This is a genomic window from Paraburkholderia sp. GAS199 (assembly GCF_050436585.1).
Taxonomy (GTDB): domain Bacteria; phylum Pseudomonadota; class Gammaproteobacteria; order Burkholderiales; family Burkholderiaceae; genus Paraburkholderia.
Genome location: NZ_JBNDMM010000001.1, coordinates 190,458 through 209,589, shown reverse-complemented (window position 1 = coordinate 209,589; position 19,132 = coordinate 190,458). Strand labels below are relative to the sequence as shown.

Sequence of the window (19,132 nt, the reverse complement as noted above, 5' to 3'; positions counted from 1 at the left end):
TGGTCGTAGTCGTCGACATGCCGTTTCTCTGAAAAGAAGGTGACTCGTATGATCAATATGGATAGCAAAACCGGCAGTCTGCCTGCCGTCTATTCAGGTAAATTCAATTACGTCGTCCTGCTGTGTTTTCTCGTCATCGTGTGTGAAGGGTATGACGCGGCAATCATGGGTTCGATCGTACCGGCGCTGATGCGCTATGCGCCCTGGAATCTGAATGCCGCAGAGATCGGTGCGATGAGCAGTGTGGCGCTGCTCGGCACGCTCGTCGGGTGCTATGTCGTCAGCGTCATTAGCGACTTGCTGGGTCGGCGTCCATTACTGCTGGCATGCGTGACCATGTTTTCCATTTCGATGGCGCTCTCGGCCATTGCACCCACCCCTTTTCTTTTCACGCTTGCGCGTGGAATAGGGGGTATCGGCCTCGGCGGTGTGATTTCGGCCAGCGCGGCGTTGACAGTCGAGTTCTCCTCGCCGGACCGGAAGAACTTCAATTTTGCACTGATGTACTCGGGTTACTTTGTCGGTGCGTTGCTGTCGGCACTCGTCGCGCTGCTGTTCATGCAGGAATACACCTGGCGAGTCGTCGTGGCCGTCGGTGCGTTGCCCTTGCTGTACGTTCCGGTGTTGTGGAAATACATGCCCGAGTCGCCGCTGTATCTCGTCTCGCGCGACCGCGCCGCCGAAGCGAGAGTCATCGCCGCATCGCATGGACTGGTGCTCGAGAATCTGCTTGCCCACAGTGAAGCCGCGGCAGGCGGCGGCAAATTGTCGATCGCCAAGGTGTTCGGAGAAATATTCTCGCAGAGGAATTTTCTCGCGACGGTAGCGTTCTGGGTCGCGCAAGTCGCAGCCGTACTCAACCTGTACGGAATCGGCACGTGGTTGCCGCAGATCATGCGGCAAATGGGCTTCAATCTGGGATCGAGCCTCGCTTTCCTCGCGACTTTCATGACGGGATCGGCCATCGGCGGCATCATGATCGGCCGGTATGCCGATCGTCTCGGACCGCGCAAGTCCGTCCTGCTGACATATTTGATCGGTGCGGTTTGCCTGATCTCGTTGTCGTTCAAGTTCTCCATCTTTTACACCTACTGTCTGATTGCCGTGGCGGGACTCGGAACGGGCGGCGTGGCGATGGTGCAACTCGGATTGATCTCGAACTACTACGCTCCGCATGTTCGCTCGAGCGCAATCGGTTGGGCCGTGGGTATTGGTCGCGTCGGCGCGATGGCTGGGCCGCTGGTCGGAGGCTTCATTCTTCGCGAAGGCATCGACGTCAGGTGGAATTTCTATATCTTTGCGGCGGCGGCCGTATGTGCTGGCGTAGTGGTCGCGCTGGTTCCTAAAAGCGCCGAAGAAGTCGCCGCTGGAGACAAGCCGGCCCGCCTTTCTCATTGAGACACCTCTTTTCAAAGCGGCGACTCGATCCATAGCACAGCCGGCATCCATGTTTTGCCACCGGCAAAGCGGATGCCGGCGCATGTTGACTTCTTCTGGTTAGGGGTTTGTGTGAGATTCATCCTTCATCTGGAAGCGTCGGCTCATGCCGACGAACCCGCAACTACGCGAACTGGAACGACTGACCAGTCCGCTGCCATTCACGCGTGGCTGAGGAGCTGCAAGGCGAGCCGCAAGGCCTCATTGGATGGACTGACCAAGGCCATCGTCCACACGCCTGTCGTCGACAATGTCAGCGATCCCTATAGTGCCCATGAGCGTCCACCCGACAGGGTATTGCAGCTCTACTTCAGCGAACTCGATTTACTGGAGAAGAGTTGCGATCGCGACGGCGCAGTGGCCGGGCTTCTGGCAGAAATAAGCCGGATCTCGAAGATTCGCTATACGTGGACCCAGCAAACGATGGCGGCGCGCAGTTTCAGTGTGCCGGAAATCAACCCGCGTCTCGCCGATGAATCGTCGGGACCGCATTGCACGTTTCTCGTCGCCTATCCGGGACCGGCGGAGAATCTGCATGGATGGCTACGCCATTACATCGATCATCACGCGCCGATCATGGTCACGTTTCCGAACATTCGTGAAGCCGAGATATTCACGCGAGTCGATAGCCCGAATACATTGGATGTCGAGCGCGTCGATCTGATGCAACGAAATAAGGTCGTGTTCGACAGTCCGTCTGCGCTCAACGACGCGCTGGCATCCAACGTACGGCACGAAATGAGGGAAGACGGGCTGCGGTTTCCACCGTTTTCGGGTGGGAGCACGCATTACGCGATGGAAAGCGTGGCGCGGCTCTATTGAATCGATAATGCAAAAAAACCCGATCGACGTCTCGATACGTCGATCGGGTTGAATGCGTGTGTTACTGACGGTAGCTGGTGTCCTGACGATCGAGGCGGCGAATGAGTGCGTCGAGCACCTGGTCTCCACCGCGGAATCGCGGATCGTACTGAAGCGCGTCGCGAGTGGAACGTTCGCTGATGGTAGAAGGGACGGGCAGGATGTTGCCTCGCATCGAATGCGTCGCCACCTGTATCTCGCATGCGCGATTGAGCGTCCAGATGAGTACGAACGCGTGACCGAGCGTCACGCCGTGCGAGAGCAGTCCGTGATTGCGAAGGATCAGCAGGTTCTTGTTGCGCAACGACGTGACGAGGCGGTCTTTCTCGTCGTCATGAACCGTCGTTCCTTCGAAGGTGTGATAGGCAATCTTGTCGTGCAACTGGGACGAATAGATGTTGTGATCGACGAGGCCTTCTTCCATACACGCGACCGCGACGCTTTCCGTGGTATGGATATGCATCACACAGTGCGCATCCGGCACGTGCTCGTGCAGCGCGCTATGGATGGTCAGGCCCGCCGGATTGACCGGATAATCACTGTCGCTCAGGATATTGCCCTTCAGGTCGATCTTCACCAGATTCGATGCCGTCACCTCGTCATACGCCAGACCGAACGGGTTGATCAACAGCTGGTCGCGCTCGCCCGGCACGCGCAACGTGATGTGATTGAAGATCAGCTCGTGCCAGCCGATCATGTAGAAAACGCGATACGTCGCCGCCAGTTTCAGACGAGCCTCCCATTCGGCTGCACTGCAATTGCGTAAGTGGCTTGGGGGTTGGGATGTTCGGTGGTCTTCCATCGATTTACCTCGTTGCGTGAAGAGAGTTCGGGCGAACCCATGCGTGCGGCGGTTATCGTCCCACTTTCGCAATGGGTTCTGGAGCAGTCAGTGTAGTTTTGCTGGCGTGGCCGATCAAATCGACCAGATATCAGTGGATGTATAAACCGGATCTATAGCGCTATCTGGAGAAGAGGGCGCAGCTTCATCAGGCCTGCTGCGTCACAGCAGCAGGGAGCCGATGAAATTGACGAGCGAAGTAGACGAGACTGTCGCGCGTTTCATGCAAGTCGATGTGATGGATGCGCACGAACATGACGGAGTGCGTGCCGACGGTCTTGATGTCGTCCACTGTTCCCTCCAGGCGCACGATCGCATCGGAAAGCACGGGAACCGGCAGCACGCCCGGCTGCCAGGCCGTGTGTTCGAAGCGCTCTGCCATCGAGCAGCCCGTCATGCCTGCGAATGTCTTCGCGGTCTCCTGCGATGTCGCGCCCAGCACGTTGATACACACATTGCCGTTCTGGCGCAGCACGTCATGCACGAAACTCGTCTGATTGATGCACACGAGCATCGTCGGCGGCGAGTCGGTGACGGAACAGACGGCGCTTGCAGTGATGCCGCAGCGCCCGCCGTCGCCATCCGTGGTGATGACATTGACAGCCGCCGCGAGACGGGACATGGCATCGCGAAACCGTTGCTGGGTTGCGATCGCGGTTGTAGTGGTGATCATGTCGGGCAGAACCTGTCTCTGGTTTGGGTTGGGTTCGCCAACTCAGGGGTACGGCGCGAACGCGGGCGGCATGCCGACGAAGAGCGCACCCGCTGCGTCATAGACACCTTCGCCAAGAAAAGCGTGCTGCGTAACGACCATCGAATCGCGGACGAGCCGCTGAAGACGGTTCTCGCGGTAGATCGCACCGATGCCTGCCATCTGATAGGCCTGCATGACGACTTCCGCGCCCGTCTGAGCAGCGTGCGTAGCCGACAGGCGCAGCAGGCTCGCTTGCGCCGGCAGGACCGGATCGCCCGCGATCAGGGTTTGCCACGCCTGCTCGGCGGTATCAAAGAAGAAAGCGCGTGCGCTGCGCAGATTTGCTTCGGCTTTGGCGAGACCCGAGCGGTAATAGGCGCGATCTGCGAGACGCGGCGCGCCGGTGGTCGTTTTCGTCACGCCGGAGAGGCTGGCGAGGAGATCCAGCGCGGCGCGCGCGAGCCCGAGGTTGCAGACGCCGTGCACTTGCGCCTGGTAGGCGATGGCCGGGTAGCGGTAGAGCGGTTCGTCGATCAGCGCAGCGCCGCCGCGCACAAAGGTCCACTCGCTTCCGACCAGTTTGTCTTTCAAACGCAGATCGTGACTGCCGGTGCCCTGCATGCCGACCACGTTCCAGTTATCGACGATCTCTACTTCATTCGCCGGAAATACCGCGGTAAAAGGCTTGCCCGCATCGGGTTCGTTCTGCGCGGTCGGCGGCACGCCTCCGATACCGACGCCGATCCAGTCCGCGCCTTTGCAGCCGCTCGCGAAACGCCATTGACCGCTTACGCTGAAGCCGCTTTCAGTGCGCTCCGCTTTTTGCGGCGGATAAAGTCCGCCCGCGAAGACCTGATCGGGACCGTTCGCGTAAATGATCGCCTGTGTTTCGATCGGCAGCGCGGCAAGATACGTATTGGCCGAACCGAATGCGGCGACCCACGCGGTCGATCCGTCCGCGACCGCGAGACGTTCGAGCATTTCAAGGAAGCGGGGTGGGGGAAGCGCGTCGCCACCGAAACGTCGGGGCGTGCTTGCGCGAAAAATGCCGGCGCGCTTCATCGTGGCGATCATGTCGCGCGGCACATGCGACAGGGCGTCGAATTCGTCGCGGCGCCGCTCGACTTCGTCGATGAGGGTGTCGAGCGTGATCGCCCCTTGCTGCGGGTATGCGGTTTCCTGAGACGCCGGCGAATGAAAGGAGGAACTACGGATACCAGCAAATTCCAGATCGTTTAGCGGCTTGTCCATGGCATCGGTCGGTGGTGAGGTATGCAATGGAACGTAAATTAGAGGCCGCGCTAATCACCGTCAAATGAAGGTCAAAAATGGAGAACATGAATGGGATTCATGTTGATTGGTCGAGCGGCGCGAGGTGGATTTTGTGGTGTTCGAAAACAACGCTCGATCAATTACGGGCCATCACAGTCGCTCTGAAATTTTTCTCGACACATCCAACATCTGATCCAGATATCGTTCGACGACCTTCTCAGTCGTCAGCGCCGAAGCAAACCACGTGAGTCCAATCGAAGCGGCAACGAATTCTTTCGCCATCACCGGTACGGCAAGTGTGCCGGACACGGGTCGGACCGTAGAGTCGCGCAACGCGTACCCACGCGCGCGAGTTTGATCCAGCATCGCTTGAACGCCTGACTGATCCTGAGCAAGCCGGTCTTCGGGATGATGACTTTGGCGCACAACTTCCAGCAGCATCTCCTGCTCTTCGGGCGAGCAGAAGGCAAGATACGCACGCCCCAATGCACGCGAGACGAGGCTCAAACGCATGTTGATCGACGAATGGAGCAGCGAGAGAGGTGAATACGGAATGGTGCTGTAACGCACGACCAGCGCGTCGACGTCGAGCATGCCGACGGCGATCGGCCATTTGATTTCTTCCGTGAGTTTGCGCACGAGCGGCGCAGCAATTTCGACGACGCGTGGAACGTGGTGATAGCCCGAATTCAATGCGTTGACGCCGTCGAGCAAACGGTATTCGCCGGGTCTCGCTCCTCGCGCAGCGAGGCCCAGTTCTTCGAAGGTTCGCAGCAGCCGGACTAGCGTAGGCTTGGGTAGCGAAGTCGACTGATGCAGGCTGTCGAGCGTGGAAACAGGCATCTGATTCAGTGCCCGCAGCAGCGTGATTGCCCGTTCGACTGCCCGGATCGAAGTGTCGCGTTCCGCCATCGTATTGCCTTGCTCGTGTGGTCGGGCGCGTATCGGTGAATCTGACGCCTGCCCGGCGAGAAACGCGAATTATCGCAGGTTTTCGCGTGTGCGCCGAAGGGGCAGTCAGACCATCAAAGTCAGCGCGCCCTTGCGGAGGAGCGACTGGTCTGAGCCGATTACGAACCATGTAGCGCCCATCTGTTCGAATTCGCAACATTCGTTCGGTTCGCCGAGAGCGACGCCCGCCGTCTTGCCGGCGCGACGGGCAATGTCTAGCACCTCGACGGTGGCTTGCATCACTTCGGGCGCACGCGCGCTGGTGAGTCCGAACGACAATGCCAGATCGGCCCGTCCAACGAACAGCCCTGATACGCCGTCCACGTTGGCGATTTCAGCGGCGGCCGCGCAGCCCGCGCGACTCTCGATCTGACACATGACGACAGTGCCGTTCCCCGCAGCGACTGCCTTCTCCATACCCATTGCGCCGTAGCCGGCAAAGCGGGGCGAACTGGAGAAACCTCGCTCGCCGTCGATGAAGCGGGTACGCGCAACCAGTGCGCGCGCCTGCTCGGCGGAATCGACGTGCGGCACCAGCAGGCCGGACGCGCCGAGGTCGAGCGCGGACTGGATAGTCGCGGCTTTCATGTCGGGAATCCGCACGAACAGCGGCAGATTCACGGAACGGGCGGCGATCACCATGATGTCGAGCGTGGTGCGATCGAACGGCGCGTGTTCGGCGTCGATCACGGCGAAATGCAGCCCTGCACCGCCGAGAATTTCGATGATCTGCGGTGCGCCGGTTTTGACGAAGGTGCCGATCTGGCGCGCGGAAGTGTCGTGCATGGTGGTAGCCGTGGATGAATGCAAAATGAAAGCGCCGTATCAGAACGAGGAGGGGTCGACCGGCTGGCGAGCTGCGCCGATCTGCATGACGAGTGCGGTGCAGCCGAGCAGCAGCAGACATAGTGCTGGCAGCAGCATCGCGTAGGCGGGATGCCCGAGCGTTTTACCGATCCACGGCATGGCGTTTTGCGCGAGAAAGCCGCCGAAGTTACCGATGCTACTGATCGCGGCGAGACTTGCGGCGGCGCGCCGTCCACTGAAATATCGGGAAGGTAGAGACCAGAAGCACGGTAGCAGCAGCGAGGTGCAGGGCGTACCGACGACGAGCGCGACATAGCGCAACGTGGCATCGGTGACGAGCAGACTGACCACGAAGGCGACGCAACCGGTCACGCCGATCGTCGCTGCCGCCACGCGCACGTGACGCTCTTTCGTCAGCATGCGCGGCACGATCAGCAGCAGCGCGGCGGTCAGCGCCCACGGGAACATCGTCAGCAGTCCGTTGAGCGAACTGGACACGCCGAAACCCTTGATGACCGTCGGCAGCCAGTAGATCAACCCGTAGAGCGACGTGAGTAGCAGCGTGTAGCCAAGCGAAAACACCTGCACCTTACGATCGCAGAGCACACTCCACACGCTTCCTTCATGATTGGCCGCCGGTGCTTCGTCGGCAACCATACGCGCGAGCCGGTTGCGCTCATGCGGGTCGAGAAACGACGCTGTGTCGATACTGCGCGGCAGGCAGTACAGCACGACCGGCGCGAGCATCAACGCCAGCACGCCGGTGACAATGAACACCCACTGCCAGCCCGCGTGATGCCAGAAGCCGTCGAGCGACAGCAGCATGCCGCCGAATGCCGAGCCGAGCATGTTGCCGAGCGCGCTGCCGAGCGTCAGCAGCGCGAGCGCGCGCACCTGGTAGCGGCGCGGAAACCAGACGCTGAGGTAGTAGACGATGCCTGGATACAGACCTGCTTCGGCGGCGCCGACGAGAAAGCGCAATGCCGCGAATGCCGAGCCCGAGGAAATGTAGGCAATCAGCAAGGTTGCGATGCCCCAACTCAGAACGATGCGGAAAATCCATTTCGGTGCTCCGAAACGATGAACGCCGAGCGCGCTGGGAATTTCGAAGATCAGATAGCCGATAAAAAATAACGACGACGCGAGCCCGTAAGCCGTCTCGGTCAGGCCGATCTGATGCACCATCTGCAGCTTCGCGAAGCTGACGTTCATCTTGTCGATGACCGACACCAGGTACGTCACCAGAATCAGCGGCATGATGTGCCACCATACGCGCCGGATCAGGCGTTCGTCGTGCGTGACTTCGGGATTGGCCGTTTGGGTCACGGAAATTTCCATCTCTCCTCCAACGTAGCGGACCGATTGAACGCGGCGCAAAAGCACGCGGCGTGGGCTCGGCTTCATGTCATTGTGGCCGTCCCTGAACGAGGTCGGGTCCATGGCGGCCAATACTACGTCCCACGTCCCGCATGTCAAAGGGGCTTTCGTGAAGATTTCGCGTGGCGGAATCCATGACATGCGGGCTTTGCTTACAGGGCCAGGTAACACCCCATGCTTTCCGCTGTGCGGAAAGTTGCTGCAGCGAGCTTGGCTCGCCGGGGATGACGTGGAACCATGCGAGGCGTCGAACGTTGCACCGCCAGAAACCTGCGCCGGGCGGCTTCGGAGAACCGTTATAAACGCGAACGAACGCGAACGGGCTACAACACTGTGAGGAGACCCCACATGAAGAAATCGTTGTCATTGATCGCCGCGTGCGGCATTGCCTGTTCAGCGCATGCGCAAAGCAGCGTGACGCTTTACGGCATCGTCGACGCCGGCTTTCGCTATAACAGCAACGCGGGAGGCAAGTCCCAGTTCGCGATTGCGGGCGGCAACGAGAGCGCGTCACGTTTTGGGGTGCTGGGCAAGGAGGATCTCGGCGGCGGCTACCAGGCGGTCTTCACGCTCGAAAACGGCTTCACCACCACGACCGGCGCGCTGCAAGGCGGCCTGATGTTCGGCCGGCAGGCTTTCGTTGGACTCGGCACACCTTACGGTACGGTAACGCTGGGCCGCCAGTACCTCACTCTGTCGAGTTATCTGGGGCCGTTCTCCTCGGGCACTGACTGGGCGGCGCGCGGCGCGGGCTGGGGCTACCATCCCGCAGGTCTCGACGACGTCGACGGCACCGAGCGTGCGAACAACGCCATCAAATACGTCAGTCCGCGCTATCGCGGCGTGCAGGTGGGTGCCACGTATAGCCTCGGCGGCATCGCGGGCAACACGACGCAGAACGAGATGATTTCCGCCGGCGTCGATTACGACGGTGGGCCGTTCAAGATAGCGGCAGCCTATCTGTATGTGAAGAACCCCAACTTCTCGCTCTTCGGCAACAACGCGACCAGCAGCGCGACCGGCAATAACTTCGCGAGTCCGGTATTCAGCGGCTATGCGACAGCGGCGTCGCAGCAGGTCGTCGGCGCAGGCGCATCGTATGCGTTCGGTGCATTCACGGTCGGCGGAATCTATACGAACACGAAGTTCTTCGATATCGGCGCGCTTGCCGTGACTGGGGCGAAACCGCCGCCGGCCGAAGCCGGCAAAACTGCAACATTCAACACGGGTGAAGCGAATCTGAAATATCGTGTGACAACGTCGCTTCAGCTGGGACTGGCTTATACCTACACGCGGGCGAGTTCTTATAACGGAGAGAGCGGCGCGAGTTACCAGCAATGGAATGTCGGTGCCGACTACTCGCTGTCAAAACGCACGGATCTTTATTTCGTCGTGTTGCGTGAGACGGCCGGCGGTTTCGATTCGACAGGTCACCGCGCGGTCGCCGCGCTGACTTTCGCCACGCCGTCCTCGAGTGATACGCAAACCGGTCTCACTTTCGGCATCCGCCATCTTTTCTAGGCGCTTCGCAGCACGCCGTCGGCCGAGCTTGATAGCGGCGCCGACGGTCCGATGCGGCATCTGCCTTCGCACCATTCGACCTCATTGGAGACGACATGCCTTCTTTGCAAAACAATCCGAACGCCTCGGGTGATCAGCGAATCAAACTGTTCGACTCGCATGCCCATCTGGTCGCCGACGATCAGACGCGTTATCCGCGCAATCCCATGAAGCGCTCGCCGAATGCGCCACCGCGTCTGCCCGGCGTGATCGGCCTTCCGGGCGGCAAGCATGGTGTCAATCCGATCAACGAGGTGCCGGACGTCGCGCGCATGCTGCCGTGGATGGACGATGAGCGCGTCGAGGGCGCGGTGGCGGTGCAAAAGCGCATGGTTTACCGGTTTGATAACAGCTATATCCTCGATTCATCGGATGCGTATCCCGACGTGTTTTCCGCCGTCGTCATTCTCGATGCGGAAGACGAAGGCACGCCTGCGCTGGTGCGCTCGTACATCGAGAATCATGGTCTTGCGGGTGTACGCCTGTTCGGTGGCCGTGAAGCCGATGGCACGATGCCGTGGATGAATTCGCCGCGCGCCTTGCAAACGTGGGCCGTGGCCGACGAATTCGGCATCGTGATGGATCTCGAAGTGCTCGCAATCGGCGGTGGCGGTCCGTCGGTGCCGGCCATTATCGAACTGGCGCGACGCTATCCGAACCTGCGCGTCGTGCTCGATCACATGCTCGAACCGGAAGTGGAAGACGACAATTACGGCTTCGACGAACGCTTCGAGCCGCTCGCCGCGGAGCCGAATATCTTCTACAAGTTCACGTCGATCAATCTCGACATCTACCGGGAAACCAATACGCCCGCGGATCAGGCGCTGCGTAGCGCAGTCGATATGTTCGGCGCCGACCGGATCATGTGGGGTTCCGACATCGGCACGTCGTCGGGTACGTACAAGGATATGGTTCAGCGCATGCTCGACGCCACGAGCCTGCTCAACGACGCGGAGCGTCACGCCGTGCTGTACGAAACCGGCAAGCGCGTGTTTCTGAAAGGTGGCACGCGTGGCTGACCAGGCTCATGCGTACTTCGGGGTTTGCAATAGGAGAGGGCCATGTTTATAGATCTTGCGGCCACGCCGGACTTCAAGCGTACGTTGTTCAATGCGATTGTCGCGCCGCGCCCGATTGGCTGGATCAGCACCATGAACGGCAAGGGGCAGGTGAACCTCGCGCCATTCTCACACTTCAATCTCGTTTCGACGGCACCGCCGGTGGTGATTTTTTCCTGCAATGCGCCGGCTGACCGACACGAGAAGGACACGATCGCCAACGTGCGCGAAACCGGGGAATTCGTCACCAATCTCGTGACCTGGGATTTGCGCGAGCCGATGAATCTCAGCTCGATGAACGCGCCCTACGGCACCGACGAGTTCGAACTGGCCGGCCTCGAAAAAGCGCCGAGTTCGATCGTAAAACCGCCGCGCGTGGCGGCTTCACCTGCCAGCATGGAATGCCGCCTGTTGAGAATTGTCGAGATCGAGCCGACTGGTCCGGGCGAAACGTTCAGCCATGTGGTTTTCGGCCGCATTGTCGGCGTGCATCTGGATGACCGTTTCGTCGATGCGGAAGGCCGTTTCGACACTGCCGGCACGGAGCCGCTCACACGCATGGACGGGAACCGTTACGCGACTGTAGGCCGCATGGATGTACTGGGCCGGCCGAGTCCGCGGCGCGACTAACTTCGACAACATTGAGGGAAACATGATGACCAGTACCACCGATACTGCCGTGCGCGACACCGCCGTCTACGATCTCACGCCTGGCGCCGTGGCGCGTGGGCAGAATTTTTTTGTGCAGTGGCTCGAAGGCGAGGGTAAGACGTTCGACGCGCATAGCGCGCGAGAAATGCTTTTGCTGCTTCCCGAGCACGGTGCCGAGGTGCGCGTGGGAAATGGTGTGGCGCAAACCGTGTCAGGCCGCAGCGTGTGCGTGCTGCCGGCGGGCGACGTCACCGTGCGACCGGAAGCGGGTGGTCGTGCGGTGTTGATCGCGTCCTCGCGTGATGATCTGGCGCCGGGCGTCGCGTGCAACGAAAATGACTATGCGTCGCCCGATGCGCGCATTGTCGGCAGTGAGGCCGGCTATCGACGCACACACGGGAATGGCGAGTTGCAGGTGATTGCCATCGACGATATCCGTCCGCCTGCGGACAAGCCGCGCTTAAAGATGCTGCAGACCGACACGCTCAGCATCAATTGGGTGGAGTATCAGGATGCGCGCGATCGTTCAAAACTCAGCCCGCACAGTCACACGGATTTCGAGCAAGGATCGCTTGCTATCGAAGGGCATTTTGTACACCACCTGCGTGTGCAATGGGGCGCGGACGCGAACCAGTGGCGCGACGACCAGCATCTGGAAGCGGGTCCTGCATCGATGATTACGGTGCCGGTTCAGTTGATCCACACCACCGAAGGTGTGGGTGAGGGCCGTCATTTGTTGATCGATGTTTTCTCGCCGCCGCGCAAGGACTTCATCGATAAGGGTTGGGTTTCCAACTCGGCCGATTACACCCGCGCCTGATCGTCAGCGAGCTCCGGCATGTTCGCCATAGAGACCGGCTTGTGCGGCGCGCAGCCGCGCGAGCGCAAACACCATCTGCATGAGTGGCGCGGCGAATTCGAGTTGTTTCGCACATTCGAGCGGCGCGCCGAGAATGGCATCGAGTTCGACGTGGCGACCGGCTTCGAGATCCTGCAGCATCGAGGTCTTGATCGCGCCAAGGCGGCGCGTTCGCTCCATACGTTGTGCGATGTCGATATCGAGCGAAAGACCGGCACACCGGCCGAGCGCGAGGCACTCCTTCATCAGGTTGGCGAACAGCGCATGCGTTCCGGAATCGTCGATCAGGCGATCCGTGCTCGCCTGGGTGATCAGACTCAACGGATTGGCGCAGGCATTGCCCAGCAGCTTGATCCACAGATCGCGGCGAATGTCTTCGCTTGCGGAAGTCGGCAGGCCGGCGGCGCTCAGCAACTGCGCCCAGCCATTCGCGCGTGCGCTCACGCCACCGCAGGGTTCTCCGATCACGATGTTGCCGCCGCTGTGGTGATGCACGACGCCGGGCGCGGGCGAACTGCACGACGCCATGACGCTGCCACCCAGCACATGCTCGAGAGCGAACGCGCGCTCGATGTCGCCGTCAGGATCGACGCTGGCGAGGCGCAAACCCTCGAGAGGCTGGCCGGGCGCGAGAAAATACCACCACGGCAAGCCGTTTCCAACCGGCAGCACAATCGTGTCCGGGCCGATCAGCGGCGTGAGCGACGCGGCAATGCCGGGCAACGTGTGCGATTTCAGCGCGATTACGACCAGATCCTGATGGCCCATGTCGGCGCTGTGCGCGTAGGCCTCGACTGGCACAACGCGTTCGGCTTCGTTCGGACAGGTGTAGCGCAACCCGGAAGCGTCGAGCGCGTGCAGCGTTGCGCCTCGAGCGAGTATCGAGACACGGTGCCCAGCGAGTGCAAGTCGCGCAGCGAAATGACCGCTAATTGCGCCCGCGCCAACAATTCCGATATGTCGCGCCTGAGTGGATATTTGATTCATGGTGGCTTCGGTTCCGATCGACAGATCGACTTATTGTCGCCGTGTCGCTCGACTCGTCCGGAATTTTTTGCGCGCTTTCCTCCTGGCGAAATCTTTCTCCCGTATGCATCATGCGGACGGTTTTCGGCCGCGCTCCATCTAAAGGATTGAAGAGATGTCCATCGACAGTTCGACTCTCAAGCGCGTCACCGCGCAACTCTATGAACGTTCGCTCAAAGCGATTCCCAACGACACGCGCGCTTTCCTGCAACGCGCGTCGCGCAGCGAGACGAACGAAACCGGCAAGGCCACGCTGACGATCATGCTCGAAAGCGCCGACGGTGCGCGGCGTGACGGTACGCTGGTGTGCAGCGATGTCGGCATTCCAACCTACAGCATCAAGATCGGCACGCGCGTGCAATTCGATGGACCGGTGCGCGCCGCAATCCGGGAAGGCTTCGCGGAACTCGCAGCGAACATTTCGCCGCCTATCCTCAAGATGGTTACGAATCCGCTGACGCACGAGCGCAGTTATGCGGGCAAGGACATGCCGATCGTCAGCTTCGACATGATCGACGACGCCGATTACGTCGATATTGTCTGCGCGCCGAAAGCAATGGGCACAGGCCGCTGGGAGGCCGTTGAGGCGTTCGTCTATCCGACCCACGAACAGATCGAGCGCTTTGTGCTGGACACGATGCTGCGCGCGGGCTCGCAGCCTTGCCTGCCGCTCGTGATCGGCGTAGGCATTGGTGGGACGTTCGACTATGCGGCGCGTCTCGCGAAAGAGCAGATGCTGCGGCCGTTCGGCCAGACCAATCCCGAGCCTGTTCTTGCGAGCATGGAGCGCCGCCTGCTCGATGCGGTCAACGCGATGGGATTCGGGCCGATGGGCACAGGTGGCGACACGACCGCGATGGCCGTCCACATCGACTACGCAGCGAGCCACGGATTCGTTCCGGTCGCCGTCTGCTTCAACTGCTGGATCAACCGGCGCACAGCGGCGCGTATTCACGGCGACGGTCGCGTCGAATTCATGGAAGGCTGATGATGAGCAAAATACACGATCTGCGTTTGCCGCTCACGCGTGAAAGCGTGCTCGATCTCAAACTTGGCGACATGGTCCGGTTGTCGGGCGAGATCACGGTGACCATTGGACTGCCGACGCATCGCCGGATGGCGGAGGCGATTACGAACGGAACGCCGTTACCGGTCGATCTACGTGACGGCGCGTTTTTTCACTTGAGCACGTATGTCGACGAGACGGCAGCCGGGCCAGTGCCGCTTTATCTGAATCCGAGCACCAGCACGCGCTATAACCCCTGGATGCCGACGCTGATACGCGGTTTGGGCGTGCGACTCGTGGGCGGGAAGGGCGGTCTCGACGAAGCGAGTGTCGCCGCTTTACGCGAATGCGGCGGTGTCTATCTGTCGTTTCTTGGTGGCGGCGCGAACTTACTGTCGCGCTCGTTGCGACGGGTCGTGGCGATGAACTGGCCTGAATATATTTCGCAATTCCGGCTGCTCACTCTGGAGGTCGAACAACTCGGACCGGCAACGGTCGCAATCGATGCGCATGGCAACAGTCTTTACACGCAGTTGCACGAACGAGCCACGGAGCGCATGCCGGACATCATTCGGGCGCTTGGCAATGGTTAGCAGGGAGGGGCTTTGTTTTATTTCTACGGGCGGCGCTCGCGTTGATGTCGTTGTAGCTGATTCGCTTTCTATTCAAAAGCAACTGCTCAAAACAGAAGCTGGGGCCTGTTCCTTGCCGAGCGCGCCGCGTGGCATTACCTACTCGGGCGCGAGTACGCGCAAGCGGAAGTGCAGGCATACCGGGTGGCTCGTTGATGCGAGCTGAAAACCCCGGTGTTTGACGACGTGCGAAACGTCAAGTGATCGGGCAGACCAACGACGCATAGGCAAGTGTACCGGTCGCGCCGTAGCCGGCGCGCTGGTGCGCAAAGCTGCGCTGTCAAAAAACCGAAGTACGAACTGCACTCTGGAAGCCCTCGCTGTCGCGTCGAGGCAGGTGAGGGGCGCGTGCTGCCGGTCGCAACGCGGCATCGTTGAAGTTGTGTATGCCAATTGCATGAGGCGGCATTCAGGCATGAACGGTCGGTCGACGCCGACGCCTATTTTGCGGACAATTTCCGTGTCCGTCTCTTGATGAGCGAGTAGTGATATAAAGGAAAGCTGATGGGACAAAAATTGGCCGATGACGAACTGGAACTGTACCGACGAGTGGACGAAGTTCTTTTCTACGTTTAGCGTCGCAAACAGCCCGGCGACACGCGACGAATTTTATGCGTATCTGCCCATCGCTTTTTCAATGATGCAGGTTGAGGGAGCGAGTGCGTCGACAATTGCGGCATACCTTGACAGCATCACGAGCGAGCGAATCGGTCTGGATGCGAATCCTGAACATTTCAACCGCGTCGCCCAATCGCTGCTCGACTGGAAAACTGAAGTCCGTGCAATTTTTGCACGGCCGAAATGAGCCTGCGGACCAACCCAATCCCTCAGCGGCGATGACGCTGAGCTTCCACAGACGGCCAAAAGAGTCATTCGACGCGATGACATGAATCGCTGACAATGCTCGATTTGCCTTTACCAAGGGAGGTCCCAAGAGGATCGACGAAACGGGTCTGTACGCGACGAATAAAAACGTTTTGTGCTGGTTCGCTACAGCGAAAGCCCTTGCGCTGATCGTCCCGGTCGCTTTCCGATTGTCAATATCGCCTCGCCCGGTAGTGCGAGAGGACGTTGCATCGAGCACCGCAGTATGTGTGCTTTGTCGACCCTTTCGTTCAAAAGGGCTTCAAGAGCAGAGGCGGCGCCGGTCTTGCCACTTACCGCGATGGCTTCTTCGGATCGCTTCTGCGCGCCCTTATTAATCTAACTGGACCGGCGTTTCCTTTCTCGACGATATTCGTTATCGACGTCGTTTCTACTGAGCCGATCCTGGCGACGAGTTACCGGTTATATCCGGCGACGGCCGAGTCGCAACAGACCAAATCGGCTATGAAAGCTTACGGCGTGCGCGGCTTGAATTGCCGCAAAAGTGCTCGGTACGCATTACCGGGCGAATAAGCCATAAGTAAAAGTTTCATGCAATTTGAAATGCCCGGTGCATATTTAACCTTTCTCGATGGCCATTTAAAAATTTTTAAATATCCAATAATGGTTTATTCGTTTTATTCTTGTAGAATCGCGCGGGTTAAATAGTAACGGACAAAAAGAGGCGTTATGGGGGCGCAGGACGTTATCGCGGCCATTACAGGTCGTCTTGCACAGGATGACCGGCTGTTGAAACTGGATACGCCGCTTGGCAGCGATGTACTCGTGCCGCAACGAGTGGTCGGCAAATCGCGTATCGGGCGGCACTTCGAGTTCACGCTGGACGTCGTTTCGACGTCGTCGAACATCGAACTCAAGAAACTGATCGCGCAGCCTGTTACTCTCTGGATCCAGCAGTCCGATAAGTCCTATTTGCCGCATAACGGCTTTGTCCATACCGCACGCCGGCTCGGTTCAGATAGCGTGCTCACTAGCTATCAGATCGGCTTTGCGTCGTGGATGCATTTCCTCAAATTCAGGCGCGATCAGCGGATCTGGCAGGACGTGAGCATCGAGGAAATCGTCAGCGATGTATTCAATGCCCATCCTCAGGCTCAAGGGCGCTTCCAGTTTGCGCTGTCAGGGCAGTTGCCTGCGCGTTCGTATTGCCGGCAAGACGAGTACGACTGGAACTTCGTGCATCGATTGCTGGAGTCGGAAGGTCTTTATGGTTTCTGGCAACAGGCCGAGGATGGCAAAGCGCACACGCTGGTGATCACGGACAATCTGTCGTCGTTCAACCCCACGTCGCCGCAAACGGTGAGCTTCTACCGCGCTGGAACGAACAGCGAAACGGATGCGCTCACGCAATGGTCGGGCACGCGCACGTTGCAAAGCGCGCTGCTGACGACGCGTACGTTTGACTATAAAAGTCCCTCCGGTCCTTATAACCCGAAGGGCACCAGCACGCCGACGATGCCCATGCAGGGCGCGTTGCCGGCGCAGGCCGAGGTCTACGAATATACCGGTGCTTACACCTACGGCGAGCAGGATCGCGGCGATCAGCTTTCGCGTATCCGCATGGAAGAGTGGGAGTCACAAGCGAAGCGCTTTCATGGCGTTGGCGGTGTGCGCGGTATCGATGTCGGACAGCGCTTCACATTGAGCGGACATCCCGATCATGATCGCGATGCGGCCGATCAGCGGGAATTCGCTGTAATCGAAACCGTCTGGACGATCGAGAACAACCTGCCTGTCAGTAATGATGCGCCGGTCTTTTCACATAGTCTTCAGCAGACTGTCGCGAGTCTGCGTTCTGCATCGAACGCGTTGACCAGCGATGGATCAGAAGGCTTCTATCGCGTCGATATCGAGGCACAGCGAACGACAATACCTTATCGCAGTCCATTCGAGCACGCGAAGCCGGATGTGCAGCTTGAATCGGCGATAGTCGTCGGCCCGCAGAACGAAGAGGTCTATACCGACGAACTGAATCGCATCAAGGTGCGCTTCGTCTGGGACCGGCTCAATGGTGGCGATGAGCGCGCGTCGTGCTGGTTGCGAGTCGCGCAGTCGGATTCGGGCGGCGGTTATGGCGGCGTCCATCTGCCGCGTGCGGGAGAAGAAGTACTCGTTGATTACGTCGATGGCGATTGCGACCGGCCGATTGTAGTTGCACGTGTCTATAACGGCGCGACCAAGCCACAGTGGCATTCGAATGGTTTGCTGTCTGGCTACCGATCCAAAGAGTTCGCAGGCAGTGGCTACAACCAGCTTGTGATGGACGATGCGACCGGGCAGAACCGTCTTCAGCTCTACAGCAGCGGCGCGAATTCATATCTGCATATGGGTTATTTGATTGCACAGAATGGGAATGAAAGAGGCAGCTATCTCGGCAGTGGGTTCGATTTGAAGTCGGATGCATTTGGCGCGATCCGGGCAGGCCAGGGCCTTTACGTCAGCACGTACGCGAAGAGCGCAGCAAGTCAGCAACTCGACGTAAGCGAAGCACACACGCAGATCACCAACGCACAGAGCGTAATGGATGCACTCTCGCAAGCAAGCGAGACCCATCAGGCCGAAGCGTTCACTGACGGCCGGAACGCCCTGAAGGATTTCGCAAAGGCAACGTTATCGAGCGCACCGGGCGCGAGGGCGAGCGGCGGCAACACGGCTTGTGGCGGCACGGGTAGCGCGAATGCGTTCAGCGAGCCCGTCATGCTGATGGCGAGCTCTTCGAGTATCGCGCTGTCGACGCAGCAATCAACGCATATCGCAGCCAACGAGCAGATCAATCTGGTCAGCGGCCAAAGTGTTCATGTGGCAACGGGCAAGTCCCTGAGTGCGAGCTTCGCGCAAAAGCTCAGTCTCTTCGTGCAAAACGCAGGCATGAAGCTGTTCGTGGGCAGAGGCAAGGTCGAGATTCAGGCGCACGACGACAACATCGAAGTGACTGCGCAAAAGTCCGTCAAACTCATCTCGGCGACACAGGCCATCGAAGGCATGGCGAAACAGGAAATCCTGCTGACCTCGGGTGGCGCATACATCCGGCTGAAAGATGGCAACATCGAGATTCACGCGCCGGGCGCAATCGATGTGAAGGGCTCTCAGCACGGTTTCAATGGGCCCGTTCGGCTTGATGAGAAGTTCCCCACGTGGACCAACAGCGAGCCGAAAAGGTTCGTGGACTTTTCGGGGTGACAACGATGGGGCAGCCCCGTAAAAACGAACTGAAT

General features: G+C 59.5%; 17 protein-coding genes. 10 read left to right on the top strand and 7 right to left on the bottom strand.

Going from position 1 to position 19,132, the window contains the following annotated elements; genetic code table 11:
• Window positions 1-48 precede the first annotated feature (48 nt).
• Both P3T18_RS00875 and P3T18_RS00870 read left to right on the top strand, forming a co-directional pair.
• Window positions 49-1,398: an MFS transporter gene (locus P3T18_RS00875; protein ID WP_429298019.1), complete on the top strand. Its 1,350-nt coding sequence runs from the start codon at window positions 49-51 to the stop codon at window positions 1,396-1,398.
• A 54-nt stretch (window positions 1,399-1,452) separates the two neighbouring features.
• Entirely contained in the window at window positions 1,453-2,259 is an 807-nt protein-coding gene (locus P3T18_RS00870) for an ethyl tert-butyl ether degradation protein EthD (RefSeq protein ID WP_429298018.1), read from the top strand.
• A 61-nt stretch (window positions 2,260-2,320) separates the two neighbouring features.
• On the opposite strand, the gene P3T18_RS00865 is transcribed toward P3T18_RS00870, so the two are convergent.
• From P3T18_RS00865 to P3T18_RS00840, 6 genes are all read right to left on the bottom strand, one after another.
• Entirely contained in the window at window positions 2,321-3,100 is a 780-nt protein-coding gene (locus P3T18_RS00865; protein WP_429298017.1) for a class II aldolase/adducin family protein, read from the bottom strand.
• A 187-nt stretch (window positions 3,101-3,287) separates the two neighbouring features.
• Entirely contained in the window at window positions 3,288-3,812 is a 525-nt protein-coding gene (gene hpaC, locus P3T18_RS00860; protein WP_429298016.1) for a 4-hydroxyphenylacetate 3-monooxygenase, reductase component, read from the bottom strand.
• Window positions 3,813-3,854: 42 nt separating this feature from the next.
• A complete protein-coding gene (locus tag P3T18_RS00855) occupies window positions 3,855-5,084 on the bottom strand; it encodes an acyl-CoA dehydrogenase family protein (protein WP_429298015.1) in 1,230 nt (409 codons plus the stop codon).
• 171 nt (window positions 5,085-5,255) lie between these two features.
• Window positions 5,256-6,017 (bottom strand): DNA-binding transcriptional regulator, encoded by a 762-nt coding sequence (locus P3T18_RS00850; RefSeq protein WP_429298014.1) that lies wholly within the window; start codon window positions 6,015-6,017, stop codon window positions 5,256-5,258.
• A gap of 105 nt (window positions 6,018-6,122) precedes the next feature.
• Window positions 6,123-6,842 (bottom strand): HpcH/HpaI aldolase family protein, encoded by a 720-nt coding sequence (locus P3T18_RS00845; protein WP_429298013.1) that lies wholly within the window; start codon window positions 6,840-6,842, stop codon window positions 6,123-6,125.
• Between the two features lie 39 nt (window positions 6,843-6,881).
• Window positions 6,882-8,201: an MFS transporter gene (locus tag P3T18_RS00840; RefSeq protein WP_429298012.1), complete on the bottom strand. Its 1,320-nt coding sequence runs from the start codon at window positions 8,199-8,201 to the stop codon at window positions 6,882-6,884.
• A gap of 387 nt (window positions 8,202-8,588) precedes the next feature.
• Here P3T18_RS00840 and P3T18_RS00835 point away from each other — a divergent pair, with 387 nt between their 5' ends.
• The 4 genes from P3T18_RS00835 to P3T18_RS00820 all read left to right on the top strand — a co-directional run bounded on the left by P3T18_RS00835 (window position 8,589) and on the right by P3T18_RS00820 (window position 12,329).
• Complete coding sequence (locus P3T18_RS00835) at window positions 8,589-9,761, top strand: porin (RefSeq protein WP_429298011.1); 1,173 nt, start codon at window positions 8,589-8,591, stop codon at window positions 9,759-9,761.
• Between the two features lie 95 nt (window positions 9,762-9,856).
• On the top strand, window positions 9,857-10,819 hold the full coding sequence (locus P3T18_RS00830; RefSeq protein ID WP_429298010.1) for an amidohydrolase family protein: 963 nt from the start codon (window positions 9,857-9,859) through the stop codon (window positions 10,817-10,819).
• A 42-nt stretch (window positions 10,820-10,861) separates the two neighbouring features.
• Window positions 10,862-11,488, top strand: coding sequence for a flavin reductase family protein (locus P3T18_RS00825; protein WP_429298009.1), 627 nt, complete (start codon window positions 10,862-10,864; stop codon window positions 11,486-11,488).
• A gap of 22 nt (window positions 11,489-11,510) precedes the next feature.
• Window positions 11,511-12,329, top strand: coding sequence for a hypothetical protein (locus P3T18_RS00820; RefSeq protein ID WP_429298008.1), 819 nt, complete (start codon window positions 11,511-11,513; stop codon window positions 12,327-12,329).
• Between the two features lie 3 nt (window positions 12,330-12,332).
• Here P3T18_RS00820 and P3T18_RS00815 read toward each other — a convergent pair whose 3' ends face one another.
• Complete coding sequence (locus tag P3T18_RS00815; protein ID WP_429298007.1) at window positions 12,333-13,355, bottom strand: ketopantoate reductase family protein; 1,023 nt, start codon at window positions 13,353-13,355, stop codon at window positions 12,333-12,335.
• 154 nt (window positions 13,356-13,509) lie between these two features.
• Here P3T18_RS00815 and P3T18_RS00810 point away from each other — a divergent pair, with 154 nt between their 5' ends.
• The 4 genes from P3T18_RS00810 (at window position 13,510) to P3T18_RS00795 (ending at window position 19,097) form a co-directional block, all read left to right on the top strand.
• Entirely contained in the window at window positions 13,510-14,382 is an 873-nt protein-coding gene (locus tag P3T18_RS00810; RefSeq protein WP_429298006.1) for a fumarate hydratase, read from the top strand.
• Window positions 14,382-14,993 (top strand): fumarate hydratase C-terminal domain-containing protein, encoded by a 612-nt coding sequence (locus tag P3T18_RS00805; RefSeq protein ID WP_429298005.1) that lies wholly within the window; start codon window positions 14,382-14,384, stop codon window positions 14,991-14,993. The genes P3T18_RS00810 and P3T18_RS00805 overlap by 1 nt, the downstream gene beginning before the upstream one ends.
• Window positions 14,994-15,555: 562 nt before the next feature.
• Window positions 15,556-15,837 (top strand): hypothetical protein, encoded by a 282-nt coding sequence (locus P3T18_RS00800; protein WP_429298004.1) that lies wholly within the window; start codon window positions 15,556-15,558, stop codon window positions 15,835-15,837.
• A gap of 749 nt (window positions 15,838-16,586) precedes the next feature.
• A complete protein-coding gene (locus tag P3T18_RS00795; protein ID WP_429298003.1) occupies window positions 16,587-19,097 on the top strand; it encodes a type VI secretion system Vgr family protein in 2,511 nt (836 codons plus the stop codon).
• The last annotated feature ends 35 nt before the right edge of the window (window positions 19,098-19,132 follow it).